Origin of the sequence: Niabella soli DSM 19437 (assembly GCF_000243115.2) — a bacterium.
GTDB classification, from domain to species: Bacteria; Bacteroidota; Bacteroidia; order Chitinophagales; family Chitinophagaceae; genus Niabella; species Niabella soli.
In genome coordinates this window covers 3,708,437-3,723,818 of sequence record NZ_CP007035.1, presented here as the reverse complement: position 1 = coordinate 3,723,818, position 15,382 = coordinate 3,708,437, and the positions used below count along the sequence as shown (strand labels likewise).

Below are 15,382 nucleotides of genomic sequence, written 5' to 3'. Positions count from 1 at the left end.
TTTAAAATTCTTTTATCAGAAATTGGCTAGTTTTCTTTTTTTGAAGATCTTCTAAAGATGGCAATGCCTTCAATTGCCAGGCCAATCATAATCACGATCGGCGCAACGGTAATCCGGCGGGCACTGTATACCTCAGCCTTGTTAAAAACTGCGGGGTTATCGCTTTTTCCTCCGGCCATCAAAAACATGCCGGCCGCGATCACAATGGCACCCACCAGCATCAGCAGGTAATTGGATTTGCCAAATATTGCGGGCACTTCTTTTACAACAGCAGGAGCACTTTTACCAGTTGCCATTTTTCCAGTTTTTTGAGTGCGCAATATACTATCAAATTACGATTCTCCATTCCCTGCCAGCTAAAATCGGCGTATTTAATAGTTTTTTAAGGTTTTTTGCCCCTTCTGGTGTATTAACCGGTGTAAAATAGCTGTTTCAGGGGTACATTCTGTAAATTTGCCGCCCCTGCGAGGGCAGCTATAATTAACCCCTGAACGGATTTATGGAATATAATTTTAATGAAATAGAGCGTAAATGGCAAAGAACATGGGTGGAAGAAGGTGAGTATACCGTTTCCAATAACACGGCTAAACCCAAGTATTATGTGCTGGATATGTTTCCTTACCCCAGCGGCGCCGGTTTGCATGTAGGCCATCCCTTAGGATATATCGCCAGCGACATCTTTTCCCGGTACAAGCGGCTGAAAGGTTTTAACGTGCTGCATCCGATGGGATATGATGCTTTTGGCCTTCCTGCAGAACAATATGCGATTGAAAACGGTATTCATCCCGCCGTTTCTACAGATAAGAATATTGCCACCTTCCGCAAACAATTGGATAATATAGGCTTTTGCTTCGACTGGACACGCGAAGTGCGCACCAGTGACCCTCATTATTACAAATGGACGCAATGGATCTTCCTGCAGTTGTTCAACAGTTGGTTTAACCGGCAAACGCAAAAGGCAACGCCGATCCCCGAATTGATTGCGCTGTTTGAGAAAGAAGGAAATAAAAATCATCCGTTCCCGAATGAAAAATTTCGAATATCCAATTTTAAACATCCAATTTTTACAGCGGAAGAATGGCTGGCATTTGATGCAGCCACCCAACAAACCGTCCTAATGGAATACCGCCTGGCTTATTGCGGGTACGGAGAGGTGAACTGGTGCGAGGCGCTGGGAACGGTGCTGGCCAACGATGAAGTGGTAAACGGCGTTAGTGAGCGGGGCGGTTACCCGGTAGTGAAAAAGAAATTGCGTCAATGGTACCTGCGCATCACCGAATATGCAGACCGCCTGCTGAAAGGCTTACAGGAAGTGGATTTCAGCGAAGCCATGAAGGAAATGCAGACCAACTGGATCGGAAAATCGAGCGGTGCTGAGATCCAATTCGCCATTGACCATTCACCATTGACGCTAACCGTTTACACTACCCGCCCCGATACCATCATGGGTGTGGACTTTATGGTGATCGCGCCCGAACTGGATCTTGTTGATCAGATCAAAACGCCGGAGCAGGCAACCGCGGTGGATGATTATATCGCTTATGTAAAAAGCCGGAGCGAACGGGAGCGGATGGCCGAAAAAAAGATCAGTGGGGTTTTTACCGGCGCTTATGCGGTTAATCCGTTCGACGGGCGGCTGATCCCCATCTGGATCAGTGAATATGTTTTAGCAGGTTATGGTACGGGCGCTATTATGGCGGTGCCTTGTGGCGATGAGCGTGATTTTAAATTCGCAAAACATTTCAATATCCCCATCACCAATATTATCGGCAGTCATTTTAATGGGGAAGAAGCCAATGCCACAAAGGACGCTGTTTTGGAAAATTCCGGATTCCTAAATGGAATACCCATGCGGGAAGCTATGGAACTGGTGATACAAACCATTGAAGAAAAAGGCATCGGCAAACGCAAGGTGAATTATAAAATGCGTGACGCCGCCTTTAGCCGGCAGCGTTACTGGGGCGAGCCCTTCCCGATCCAATGGAAGAACGGCACCGCGTACGCACTGGACGCCGCTGCGCTGCCGCTCGAATTGCCGGCGGTAGACAGCTACAAGCCGGGCCCTGAAGGCGAAGGCCCTTTGGCAAATATCCCCGAATGGGTGGCACAGGAACTGGAAACCAATACCATGCCGGGCTATGCAGGCTCCAGTTGGTATTTTTTACGCTATATGGATCCGCATAATGACACGGAGTTTGCCTCCCGCCAGGCAACGGATTACTGGAACCAGGTGGACCTGTATATCGGCGGAACAGAACACGCGGTGGGGCATTTACTCTACAGCCGTATGTGGACAAAAGCGTTGTATGATCTGGGGTATTTGAGCTTTGATGAGCCTTTTAAAAGATTGGTAAACCAGGGCATGATACAGGGCAGCAGCCGTTTTGTGTACCGGATCAATGGCACCAACACCTTTGTATCGCATGGGTTGCTTACTAATGAACAAAGTTATGAAGGGAAACTGCTTGATAAAATTCATGTAGATGTAAATATTGTTGACGGATTTGAATTGGATATTGAAAAATTCAAACAGTGGCGTAATGGCGAGTTTGCCAATGCTGAATTTATTCTGGAGGATGGAAAATATACCTGCGGTGCGGAGGTAGAGAAAATGTCCAAATCCAAATTCAACACGGTAAACCCTGACGACCTGGTCAATAAATACGGAGCCGATACCTTTCGTATGTACGAAATGTTCCTGGGGCCCGTAGAAATGAGCAAACCCTGGGATACCAAGGGCATTGAAGGCGTGCACCGCTTTTTGAAAAAGCTGTGGCGCCTGTTTTATAAGGATGCTGTACCGGGCACAGCGCAGCAGGCGCAAGCCCTTTGGACCAATGACACTCCAACACCGCCTGAATTAAAAGTGTTGCATAAAGCGATCAAAAAAATTGAAGAAGATAACGAACGCTTCAGTTTTAATACCGGTGTAAGCGCCTTTATGATCCTGGTGAATGAACTGACCGATCTGAAAGCGCATAAGAAAAAGGTGCTGGAACCGCTGCTGATCATGATCTCTTCCTATGCCCCTCATATAGCAGAAGAATTATGGCATGCGTTAGGGAATACTACCAGTGTCCTGGACGAACCGTTTCCCGTGTTTAATGCAGCATACATTAAGGAATCAGAGAAAGAATATCCTATTTCTGTTAATGGTAAAATGCGTACTACGATGACTCTTTCGCTGGAAGCTACACAGCCAGAGGTGGAACAATTGGTGCTGGCCAGCGAAGTGGTGCAAAAATGGCTGGATGGCAAACCGCCCAAAAAGATCATTTATGTTAAAAACAAAATGGTAAATATTGTGGTATGATCATTCCCGCAGATGTGCGCTGATCTTTTCGCAGATAACCGGGAGAAGGCCCATCTGAAAAATCAGCGTTGTATCTTAATCTGCGAAGATCAGCGGGAAAATTAACCGCCGTTTAATTCAGATAAACTCATAACAAAAAAGCAGCGTCTGTTAAAAGAAACGCTGCTTTTTTGCTTCGTATATTTTACCCTTATTTCGGCTGCACAACCGGCCGTATCCATATATTGCGGTAGCTGATGGGTTTGCTTTTATCGCCATGCGCCTGCAATTTGATGGGTGAGGGCCCGTGCGCGAACTCATAAGAAGGTTGCCCGATATACTTGGTAGGTCCTTTCAGCTCAAAGTGATCCTGGACCAAAACGCCATTGAAAAAAACGGTGGCGTAGGCCGGTGTAACCAGTTTCCCCGAGGCATCAAAAACCGGGGCTGTCCAGATCACATCGTAGGATTGCCATTCACCTGCTTTGCGCGACGGATTTGCCAACGGAACGCCCTGTTTGTAGATAGCGCCCGCCTGCCCGTTGGTATAGGTCTTGTTCTCGTAATTATCCAGCACCTGTAATTCATATCCCGCATCGCCTTTACCGATAGAGGCCAAAAAGACCCCGCTGTTGCCACGTCCCTGCCCCGTTCCGTCAATATCAGCGGGTATCCGCCACTCTATATGCAACTGGTAATTATTGAACCGCTCCTTTGTTTGAATATTGCCCGACTTTTTATTCACGGTAATGATATTATCTTTTACGATCCAATCTGCCGTTTTGGTGGTGTCCGAGCTCAATACCCATTGGTTCAGATCTTTTCCATCAAATAAAACAATAGCATCAGAGGGCGCAGCGCCGCAATCCTTTCCGGGCGTCACTTTGGGAGGAACGGGTGTATACACTTCTGTGTCCTCCGGTTTCTGGGAGAACCCCTGTTGACATATAAAAAATGCCATCGCAAGCAGAACTAATTTTTTCATTATACAAATTTTACATCGAAAGTTACACCATTCCGGTTAATGGCTGAATAACAATTTTATTTTTTATATAACCGGTATTACGGCTTTTTGTGCATTCATCTTTATTTCATAGAGCGCACTGTTTATTCGAAACAAATTCTGTTAACTTTGGATACTATGAGTGCTACCTTAACCTGTAAAAATTGCAACCATCTTTTTGAGGGTAATTATTGTCCCCGCTGCGGGCAGTCCTCCCACGAAGGGCGCATCGATCTGCGCTACCTCCTGCACGATATTCCGCATTCTGTTTTCCATATTGACAGAGGATTTTTCTATACGGCAATCGCGCTTTTTACACGACCGGGAAAAATGCTTGACAACTATCTTACCGGCAGGCGTGTTAATTATTTCAAGCCTTTTGCTTATGTAATATTAATGTCCACAATAGGTGCGTTGCTGGTAAAACTGCTGACCTCCGGGTTGGCGGCGGCCTATGCAAAATACAATCCCGGCCAGACTATGCCGCTCCGGGAGGGATTTTTTAATCATTATTTCAGCGCGTTTATATTTTTAATGATCCCGCTGGTCAGTCTTACCACTTATCTTTTTTTTATCCGGCGCCGGTATAACTATTGGGAGCACGTGGTCATCAACACCTATATTGCTGCGCAACTAAATGTGATGCAGGTTCTTATATACACAATTGCCTATATAACGGTGTTGGTAAAGCATCAGTTCTCCGTCAACGGGTTTACTATTCTTGTGCCTTTTTTTATGACCGGGTTCCTGTACCTATATGGAGCTTCTTTTGGCTTCCTGATGAAAGAGCCCCGGAGCCTATTCCGGCTGGTAATAACCATAACGCTTATGAATTGCCTGTTATCGCTCCTGTATATTACGGGCTTCCGCCTGGCAGGAATTATGACTCCCTGGTAAGCAGACAGGTGTTGCTTTTCACGGGAAACCGGAGCTCCGTTTTAAAGAACTTTGGAAAATGGCATATTTTTAGATATAACCAATTGAGAAAAAATACAACACCCGCCATACTATGTATATCCTACTCCTACTATAACAAATTACCTAAAACAAAAAACTAAAAACTCCAACCATGTCAATCAACATTGTAGATCTTGTAAAAAACTATATTTCGCAAGATTTGATTGCGAAAGCCGGATCTTTTTTAAATGAAGGTGAAGGAAATGTTTCCAATGCCGTATCGGGAATCATTCCTGCCGTATTGGGCGCCGTTGCCTCCAAAGCCACCGGCAATGAGCAGGGCGCAACAGATGTATTTGAAGCCGCAAAAGGCATGTACAACAGCGGCGTATTAAATAATTCAGATTCGCTTTTGGGTAACGCCGATCTCCTGGCAAAAGGAGCTGATTTTCTCAAAGGAATTCTTGGCGACAAAACCGATGTTGTTACCAATACAATAGCCAATTTTTCCGGTATCAAATCGTCTTCCTCCGGAACCCTGCTCGGCATGATCAGCCCACTGGTCCTTGGTTTGCTGGGCAAACATGCTGCAGATCATAATGAGGGCGTTTCAGGAATCTCAAGCTTTCTGGCCGAGCAGAAAAACAATATTCTGAATGCACTCCCCTCAGGTCTTGGGTCATTGGCGGGTGTTTTAGGACTTGGTTCTATTTCAGAAGGATTGCACAAAACCGTTTCCAATGTTGAGGAAACGGCAACGGCGACTTACAATTACGCCGGCGAGGCGGCGCAACAAGCCGGTGGCGGCGCTAAATGGCTGCTTCCGTTATTGCTGATTGCAGCGGCAGTACTGCTGTTATGGTATTTCCTGGGCAAAGGCTGCAATAACACTTCCGCTATCGCGTCAGATTCTACTACAACAACAAGGATTGACTCTGCAGCCACGCCTCCCCCTCCCGTAGCTACGGCTACGCCAACAACCGGCACCTATGATTCCGCCAGCGGCAATTACATCTATGATGTAGGCGCAGAAAAAGAAATTAAACTGGCCGATGGCACTGTTTTAAAGGTTGGTGGCAATAGTACAGAGGCTAAATTATATGATTTCCTGACTAACGGTACAGTGGACACGGTTGACAAAACCAAGGGATGGATCACCCTGGATCGTGTTTACTTTGAAACAAATAAAGCGGTATTGACGCCGGCTTCTCAGCAACAGTTGAAAAACATCGCGGCCATTCTTAAAAATTTTCCGCAGGCCCATGTAAAATTTGGTGGCTATACAGATAATACCGGATCGGCAGATGTTAATAAGAAATTATCCGCAGCGAGGGCAAAAGTTGCCGCAAGCGAAATCGTAAAACTGGGGACCGCTGCAGCCAATATAACTTCAGACGGGTATGGTCCGGACCATCCTGTTTGCGCCGCAAATGACACGCCTGAATGTAAAGCGCAGAACAGAAGAGTGGATCTTCGGGTAACGGCAAAATAAGTGTTATCGAAACCCTAAATACAAGGCTGTCTCCCCGGAGGCGGCCTTTTTTTGTTCTATGCCTTTATGATACAATGGCATTCGAAATTTATTGCCTTGAAATCTGATAAATTTAAAATTCGCGTTACTTTCGCTCCATGATTCATTTTGATAAGTTTGTTTTAGACAATGGGCTGCGGGTGATCGTTCACCCCGATACCTCCACTCCAACCGTGGTAATGAATATTTTATATGATGTGGGAGCCAGGGATGAACAGCCGGACCAAACGGGTTTTGCACATTTATTTGAACACCTGATGTTTGGCGGGTCGGTAAATATCCCGGAATACGACGAGCCCTTACAACTGGCGGGCGGCGAAAACAATGCTTATACCACCAACGACCTTACCAATTATTATATCCAGATACCCCGCGAAAACCTGGAAACCGCCTTCTGGCTGGAAAGCGACCGGATGCTTTCTCTCGCCTTCAATAAAAAAAGCCTGGAAGTGCAGCGTAAAGTAGTGGTGGAAGAATTCAAAGAGCATTACCTGGAAAAGCCCTACGGGGATGTATGGTTTAAGCTAAGGGAACTGGCATACAAAAAACATCCTTATCGCTGGATGACCATCGGCAAGGAACTGTCGCATATCGAAAACGCACAACTGGACGACGTAAAAAATTTCTTTTTTAAACATTACCGCCCCGATAACGCCATCATGGTAGTTGCAGGAAATGTTACAACCGAGATAGTGAAAGCACTGGCGGAAAAATGGTTTGGGAATATCCCTGCGGGGGCGATACCGGATCGTAAGTTGCCGGTGGAAGAGGCTCAAACCGATCCGAGAAAAATGGAGGTGCACGCGAATGTCCCCCTGGACGCCTTTTATAAATGCTGGCATATTGCAGACCGGTTAAACGATGACTATTATGCAGCCGACCTGATCACTGATATCCTGGGCGGAGGCGAATCTTCCCGCTTATTTGAAAAACTGGTAAAAGAACTGCAACTATTTGTAAACATCCAGTGCTACCACATGGGCAGCATTGATCCGGGCATTATTTGTATTGAAGGTAAACTGACAAAGGGCACCGACATGAAGCTTGCGGAAGCGGCCATTGAACAATTATTGGCAACATTGAAAGAAGTACCTGTTTCCGAAACAGAACTGCATAAGGTAAAGAATAAAACCGAAAGCATGATGGCCTTTGAAGATATGAGCCTGTTGAACCGCGCGAACAGCCTGGCTTTTTATGAATTGTTGGGTGATGCGGGCATGATGAACACAGAGCTGCAACGTTATGGTGCTGTAACCGCTGAAAATATCCGGGATGCGGCACAACGGATCTTCAGGGAGGAGAACAGCAGTACGCTGTATTATTATGCCAGGAATTAATTCGCGGTTAAATTTCACGCGGCGATGCAGCAGAGCAGAGACGCGGCGGATTGTTTTAAAAATCTGTGCAAGTCTGCGGAATCTGTGAGCCATTATTTACCCCTCCGCCAGACTATCTTCCAAATTCATAGTTATTCCCTATCGGGAATTCCAGCAGGTCAATAAAAACCGCCTGCCGGTTAAATTTGGTCACTTTATTTTTTGCAACAATATAACTGCGGTGAATGCGGACAAACTGATCTGCCGGCAGCAGGTTCGTCATTTCGTTGATAGTAATGCGTGTCATCAGCTTTTTATGCTTCAACACCACATTCAGATAATTCCCTGCCGCTTCAATATATAAAATATCATCCAGCAATACCCGTATCTGCTCGTACCCGTCTTTAAGGAAAAGGGAATCTGTTTCACCGGGTTTATTATTTTTCAAAGCAAACAATTCCTGCGCCCGGGTACAGGCTTTTATAAAACGCGCCAGGGAAAAGGGTTTCAGCAGGTAATCCACCGCATTCACTTCAAATCCTTCCACCGCATGTTCGGTATACGCTGTTGTAAAAATGATCATGGGTGGATTGGCCAGGCTTTTGGAAAGCTCAATGCCCGTAATATCTGGCATTTTGATATCCAGAAAGATCAGGTCAATTTTATGCTGCTGTAAAAAACCGATCGCCTCAAAAGCGTTGGTAAATACCGCTTCCAGTTTTATGAACGATACTTTTGAAGCAAGGTTCTTTATCACCTCCAGCGCAAGGGGTTCGTCGTCTATGGCTATTGCGTTCACGAAAAAATATGAGGTATTTTTATTAAGGATTGAAGGTACTTATAAATTAATGGTTAAATGCACAAAAAAGTCCTTTGCCGTTTGCCGGATCAGCAGCTCATGCCGCTCGGGGTATTCCAGTTGCAGCCGCTCTTTTACATTCTGCAACCCAATACCACTTTTAAACCTTTCCGGGTCTCCATCGGGTTTTAAATGAATGCTGTTCTGCACATCAAAATACAACAGGTTGTTCTGTGTATGCAGCGCAATAGTTATGTGCGACGGCTCTTTCAGGCTGATGCCGTGTTTAAATGCGTTCTCCACAAACGGTATCAACAGCATGGGCGCGATCTGCAGGCTGGTGGCCGGCTCATCGATCTTTACCTGGATGCTGATGTCCGGTGAAGTGGCCGTGCGCAGTTTTTGCAGGTCGATATAATTACGCAGGTAGTCGGCCTCACGCACCAGCAAAATTTTGTCCTGCATATTTTCATGCAACATAAAGCGCATCATGTCCCCCAGCTTTTGAATGCCCTCCCCGGTTCGCTCGGCGTTTTCCTGTAAGGCCGTGCCATAAAGGGTATTCAGTGCATTAAACAAAAAATGCGGATTGATCTGCGAGCGCAGAAAACCCAGGTTGGCCTGCGAGGAGCCCAACGCCGTTTTTAATCCCGATTTTTCTTTTTGATTCCGGTAAAACCACCAGGAGGCAGGGATCACCACCAACCCCGTCCATACCAGCAATAAAAAGTAAGCGCCAATAAATGCACCGCTTCCATGAACGGTGGTCATACAAAATACCGTTGCAATAAAATTTATCAGCAGGGCTACCGGTATAATACGGGACAGATAATATCCTGAAAAGGGCCGTTTCTCCGGCAATGCCGGTATCAGCACTTTTACATTCAGATAGCCCATCAGTAAGGCATAGGGCAATACCACGGCCCAGACAATAATGAAAAAATCTGCTGCATTATTAGCCCCGAGCATGATCAAAATAAACAGCCAGGCCAGCACGCTAAGCGCTATGTAAACAACTTTTGAGCCCCTGTTTTCCTTTATTTTCTTCCAGAGAGCGGCATTAAAGACCAACTCTTTCAGCCCGTAATAGATCAGGTAAAAAAAGAAGGACAGCGCCGCCACGGCAAAGCCTTCCACGAAAAAACCGGAAAGCACATCGCGTTGATTCGTATAGCCTGAATCGCCATACCGCCAGGCAAAAATATAGCTGAAACAGAAGGAAAGCACAAATGCCCACAACAGGTAACTGCATATAAATAGCGTAATCTTAAAAAAGCCCCGGGTCTTCATTTCCACATACTGGGTAAGAAATAAAACCAGCAGATAGGCCGTAATAATAATCGCTATCCATGGCTGCAGGTAGTTGGTGTTAAAATTATAGGCGATATGGTTGTCTGTAAACTGGTGCCTTTCGAAAGAGTAGTCATTATTCGTTGAAATGAAAAACACAAAAAAACCGGCCAGCAGTGTGGCGATGAGTATCTCAATTTTCCTATAAATATTTCTGGCTTTCATCTTTTTATTTTAATACCGCAAGATTAGCACAGCCGGTTCATATAACTACTAAAAATGGGGCAAACAAGTAGTTTAATGTGACCAATTTCAACCGCGGTTACTTTACGTTTTGTGAGATATGAAGCGAGGCACGCGTCCCTTTCGGGACTTAATATTTTTATTTTCTCACAGAAAGCACAGATTAACACAGATCTTTTCTGTGAAAATCCGTAAAATCTCCTCAGTGAGCTTTATAAAAATACTAAGTGCGAATTTACAATAGATCAGGCTACTGCCCTGTTTACCAAACCCTTCATTGTTCGTAAATTTGTATGCAATGGATTATATAAAAGAATACCGGCAGTTTGTAACCAGCTATTACTTTAATGAAGCAATACGGATCACTGTGGGTATTACGTTCCCATCCATTGTCCTGAGCTATTTTGGCGAACTGGAAACGGGTTTGATCGTATCACTGGGCGCGCTATGCGTTAGCGCGGCAGATATTCCCGGCCCCATAAGCGAGCGCCGGTCCGGCATGTTTGCAGCGCTGGCACTTATTTTTTGTGTAGACCTGATCACGGGGTTCGCCCATACGAATCAATGGATCACGGGAGTGGTTATCTGCTCCCTGAGCTTTTCGTTGGGTATGCTGGGTGTCTATAACGCACGTACCAATGCCGTTGGCTTTGCCGGCCTGTTGGTAATGGTGCTTACGCTTTATCACAAGGCAACGGGTTGGGGTGTTGTGGAAGACGGCTTGTATCTTCTTTTCGGCGGCCTTTGGTATATCGGGCTCAGTTTACTATTGAATGGCGCGCGCCCTTACAGGGTTATTCAGCAGGCATTGGGCGACTGTATCATTTCCATCGGCGATTATTTAAAGACCCGGTCTTATTTCTATAGCGAAGGCGTAGATTATGACAAGACCTACAGCAACCTGATGCTGCAGCAACAAAAAGTACAGGACAAACAGATCCTGGTACGGGAAATGCTGTTCAAAAGCCGCAACATTGTAAAATCGGTCACCACTACCGGCAGAGGATTATTGGTATTATTTATTGAATCAGTTGATCTTTTTGAAAAAGCCAATGCCACTTTTTACAATTATGAATCGATGCACAAACGGTTCGACGGCACCACTATCCTGCCTCATTTTCAAAAAGTGATCCTGAGCATGGTGGATGAACTGTATGAAATTGGCGTGTCTATCCAGGGTGGGAGCCGCTCCCGGGTGACAAGGGACCTGAACGAAGAAATGCGCGGATTGAAAACGCATTTTGACACCTTCGTTAACCGGCATCGCAATGCAGACAACCTGGAAGCATTGATCAATATGCGCAAGATCCTGCAGTCGCTGGAAGATATGACGCTGCGCCTGTACACCCTGCATCATTACACCCGCTATGATCGCGTAAAACCGGATATAAAACTGGCGGATAATTATAATTCGTTTCTGGAGAAAAGCGATCTCGATCGCGACCTGATCAGGGAAAACCTCTCTTTACAATCTAATACCTTTCGCCATGCGTTGCGTTTAAGCATCGCCATGACTACGGGGTTTGTTGTGGCAAGGCTGCTGCAACTGGAATACAGCTATTGGATCCTGCTCACTGCAATGGTGATCCTTAAGCCTACTTACAGTGTTACCAAACAACGCAATTACCAGAGGGTTATGGGCACGGTTATCGGCGCATTGGGCGGCATTGGATTGCTTTTTTTGGTTGATACGCCTACGGCGCGATTTGTGGTGATGATCCTTTTAATGATCGCCACCTATAGTTTCATGCGCACCCGTTACCTCATCAGCGTTACTTTTATGACGGCTTATATAATGATCCTGTTCTTTTTGCTCGACAGCAAGAACTTTCATATCGTTATCGAAAACCGTGTGTTAGATACGATCATCGGGTCGGTTATAGCATTTTTAACCACTTACCTCATTCCTTCCTGGGAAAAGAAACAGGTAAAAACCTATATGATCACGGCCCTGCAAAAGACGGCTGCCTATTTTGCAACCGTTTCCCGGGCCTATACCAACGGGGACCCTGATGTTAGTCATAAGCTAAGCCGGAAAGAAGCCTTTGTTGCCCAGGCCAATCTTTCGGGAACTTTTCAACGCATGCTAAGTGAGCCCAAAAGCAAGCGGCAGCACATAAAGAAACTGCACAAATTTGTGGTGATGATCTTTACCATTAATTCCCATATTGCTACGTTAGCGCACTATTCCAAACAACTGGCACCCAAATACCGCTCGCAGCATTTTGAGCCGGTTATTGCCAATATTTTGCAGGAGCTGGAAAATACGGTCGCTATCCTTTCAGAAGATGCTACCTCCATCAACCCCCGGGCCAATGATACCAAACAGCTCAAATCCGAGGTGAACCAATTACTGGAAAGACGCAAACTGGAACTGGAACAGGGGCTACTTAACACGGAAACCCGCATCAAGCTTGCCGAATTAAAACCCATTATTGATCAGTTCTTGTTGATCAGTCGCGCTACCGGTGATCTGAACACAATTGCGGCTGAAATTACGGAATTTAAGCCTGCGGCTGAAGACAACGCTCCACTGCCGCTTTCGGTGGCGTCATAATTTTGACAATAACCTAATTATTAGCCGGGAAGACGGAAAGGCGGGAATCTTTTTACTTTTAAATAGCTTATGCCTTACCGTTTTACCGCCTTCCCTGCCTAAAAAAATACGCTTCCGCGGAAATCTGCGCGTTCCGATGGAGCTTTATCCGAGTTTTCCCAAATTCGTAAGTGCGCAACCTCCAGGAGTCGTAATTTTGCCGCGCTCAGATTTTGGAAAAGAAGCCGTTACATATAGCATTGGTAGGAAACCCGAATAGCGGGAAGAGCTCGTTGTTCAATTCCCTTACCGGTCTCAATCAGAAAGTAGGAAATTTCCCGGGTGTTACTGTTGATAAAAAGACCGGCTTTACAAAAATTGGTCCATTTTCTGCAGAAATTATTGATCTTCCGGGAACCTATAGTTTATACCCGCGCAGGCTGGATGAGGAGGTGGCCTATAAAGTTATTCTCAACCAGGATAAAGCGGTAAAAGCGGATGCCATTGTGGTGGTAGCCGATGCCAGTAACCTGAAACGGAACCTGCTTTTCTGCAGTCAGATCATCGATCTGAAGCGCCCTGTGGTGATGGCCTTAACCATGATGGACCTGGCCCGTAAAAAAGGTATTCATATAAATATCAATGAGATGGAGCGGGAACTGGGCATCCCGATCGTTGCCGTCAATCCCCGTAAAAATAAAGGCATCGACAACCTTAAAAAGGCCATCGAAATGATTTCGGGCAATTTGTACCGCCCCCCGGTTCATGACTTTATAGCTATCGAATCATTGGCTCCTAAAGCCATAGAGCAGGTAAAAACCCTGGTACCCGGCATCAGCTCGTATGAAGGGGTGCATTACCTGATCAACCACGAAACCTTTGCCCTGCCAAACGAATTACAGGATCAGATCGAGGAAACAGAACGGCGAAACGCTTTTAACCCTACTAAAACCCAGGCGGAGGAGATCCTGCAACGATACCAGCGCATCGGTAATATCATGAGCTTATCCGTAACCGTTCCGGATCCTAACCGGAAAAATATTGTTACGGAGCGGCTGGATAATATTTTCCTGAACCGGTTCTGGGGATACATTATTCTGCTGGGGGTATTATTTTTTATGTTCCAGTGCGTATTCCTGATCGCCTCTTATCCAATGGATTGGATCGATTCAGGCACCGCGGCCTTTAGCGGATGGCTGGGACAGGTATTGCCGGAAAGTCAGCTTACCGACCTTTTGATCAATGGCATTATTGCCGGACTGGGGGGCATCATCATTTTTGTGCCCCAGATCATGATCCTTTTCGGACTGATCGCTTTGCTGGAAGACACGGGTTATATGGCCCGGATCAGCTTTTTGACCGACCGGGTGATGCGCAGTGTAGGGCTCAATGGCAAAAGTGTAATGCCGATGATCAGCGGGTTTGCCTGCGCGGTTCCCGCCATTATGAGTGCGCGCAGCATCGAAAACCGCAAAGAACGCCTCCTTACTATTTTGATAACGCCCCTCATGAGCTGCTCGGCCCGGCTGCCGGTATATGTAATCCTGGTGGGGTTGGTCATTCCGCAAAAATACCTGCTCGGATTTATCAGTCTGCAGGGCCTGGTGATGATGGGGTTGTACCTGTTGGGTGTCGTATTTGCCTTATTGGTAGCCTATATTGCCAAATTCTTTATCAGGAGTAAAGAAAAAAGCTATTTCATACTGGAATTGCCCACTTATCGTTCACCCAGGTGGCGGAATGCACTGGAAACAATGATTGAAAAAGCAAAGATCTTTGTGTTGCAGGCGGGAAGGATCATTATGATCATCAGCGTTATTCTTTGGTTTTTAAGTTCGTTCGGTCCCAGTCAGCGCATGCATACTATCGAGCAGCAATATAAAACGGCCCTTGTACAACCCAATGCTGATACAACAGCGGCAGCCGAAGCCCGTTCGGCAGCAAAGCTGGAAAATTCCTATGCCGGCATCATGGGCAAAGCCCTTGAACCCGCTATTCGCCCGCTGGGTTACGACTGGAAAATAGGCATTGCCTTGTTCACTTCCTTTGCCGCCCGCGAGGTTTTTGTGGGAACGATGGCCACTTTATATAGCGTTCAGGATGATAAAGGCGAGAACAAGGCGCTGCGCGATAAAATGGACCAGGCCACTTTTGCCGACGGCTCAAAAGTATTTACCCTGGCCACCGGGGTGTCGTTATTGATCTTTTATGTTTTTGCCATGCTCTGTATGAGCACCCTTGCTGTTGTAAAGCGCGAAACGGGCTCCTGGAAATGGCCCCTTATACAGCTTGCGTATATGACCGGCCTGGCCTATGTGCTTAGCTTTTTGGTTTACCAGTTACTAAAATAAAACGGAAGAGACCTGAGAAAAGCCCTGAATCATGGGCGATCCGAAAACGTAAAAACCCCGTCCGTACCGGCATGCCAGCCCGAAGGATTCATTCTGGCGGGGTGGGCATTAAGCAGTTGAGATT

10 protein-coding genes are annotated in these 15,382 nt (G+C 46.1%); 6 read left to right on the top strand and 4 right to left on the bottom strand.

Annotation, left to right across the window (positions count from 1 at the left end; all coding sequences use genetic code 11):
• Window positions 1-26: 26 nt before the first annotated feature.
• Window positions 27-296: a DUF3098 domain-containing protein gene (locus tag NIASO_RS15600; RefSeq protein WP_008587423.1), complete on the bottom strand. Its 270-nt coding sequence runs from the start codon at window positions 294-296 to the stop codon at window positions 27-29.
• 203 nt (window positions 297-499) lie between these two features.
• Here NIASO_RS15600 and leuS point away from each other — a divergent pair, with 203 nt between their 5' ends.
• Window positions 500-3,313: a leucine--tRNA ligase gene (leuS, locus tag NIASO_RS15595; protein ID WP_008587422.1), complete on the top strand. Its 2,814-nt coding sequence runs from the start codon at window positions 500-502 to the stop codon at window positions 3,311-3,313.
• A gap of 190 nt (window positions 3,314-3,503) precedes the next feature.
• Here the strand turns inward: leuS and NIASO_RS15590 are convergent, their stop codons facing one another.
• Window positions 3,504-4,277: a 3-keto-disaccharide hydrolase gene (locus tag NIASO_RS15590; RefSeq protein ID WP_008587421.1), complete on the bottom strand. Its 774-nt coding sequence runs from the start codon at window positions 4,275-4,277 to the stop codon at window positions 3,504-3,506.
• 156 nt (window positions 4,278-4,433) lie between these two features.
• Here NIASO_RS15590 and NIASO_RS15585 point away from each other — a divergent pair, with 156 nt between their 5' ends.
• From NIASO_RS15585 to NIASO_RS15575, 3 genes are all read left to right on the top strand, one after another.
• On the top strand, window positions 4,434-5,192 hold the full coding sequence (locus NIASO_RS15585; RefSeq protein ID WP_008587420.1) for a DUF3667 domain-containing protein: 759 nt from the start codon (window positions 4,434-4,436) through the stop codon (window positions 5,190-5,192).
• A 172-nt stretch (window positions 5,193-5,364) separates the two neighbouring features.
• Window positions 5,365-6,684 carry an OmpA family protein gene (locus NIASO_RS15580; protein WP_008587419.1) on the top strand — a complete coding sequence of 440 codons (1,320 nt, stop codon included), beginning with the start codon at window positions 5,365-5,367 and terminating at the stop codon, window positions 6,682-6,684.
• Between the two features lie 137 nt (window positions 6,685-6,821).
• The gene (locus NIASO_RS15575) at window positions 6,822-8,060 is read left to right on the top strand and encodes a M16 family metallopeptidase (RefSeq protein WP_008587418.1); all 1,239 of its coding nucleotides are present in this window, start codon (window positions 6,822-6,824) and stop codon (window positions 8,058-8,060) included.
• A gap of 112 nt (window positions 8,061-8,172) precedes the next feature.
• Here the strand turns inward: NIASO_RS15575 and NIASO_RS15570 are convergent, their stop codons facing one another.
• Together NIASO_RS15570 and NIASO_RS15565 are read right to left on the bottom strand one after the other, a co-directional pair.
• Window positions 8,173-8,838, bottom strand: a complete 666-nt coding sequence (locus tag NIASO_RS15570; protein ID WP_008587417.1) for a LytR/AlgR family response regulator transcription factor — start codon at window positions 8,836-8,838, stop codon at window positions 8,173-8,175.
• Window positions 8,839-8,877: 39 nt separating this feature from the next.
• Entirely contained in the window at window positions 8,878-10,353 is a 1,476-nt protein-coding gene (locus NIASO_RS15565) for a sensor histidine kinase (RefSeq protein WP_008587416.1), read from the bottom strand.
• Between the two features lie 316 nt (window positions 10,354-10,669).
• On the opposite strand from NIASO_RS15565, the gene NIASO_RS15560 reads away from it, so the two are divergent.
• Window positions 10,670-12,928 (top strand): FUSC family protein, encoded by a 2,259-nt coding sequence (locus NIASO_RS15560; RefSeq protein WP_008587415.1) that lies wholly within the window; start codon window positions 10,670-10,672, stop codon window positions 12,926-12,928.
• 212 nt (window positions 12,929-13,140) lie between these two features.
• Window positions 13,141-15,258, top strand: coding sequence for a ferrous iron transport protein B (gene feoB, locus NIASO_RS15555; protein ID WP_008587414.1), 2,118 nt, complete (start codon window positions 13,141-13,143; stop codon window positions 15,256-15,258).
• Window positions 15,259-15,382 lie beyond the last annotated feature (124 nt).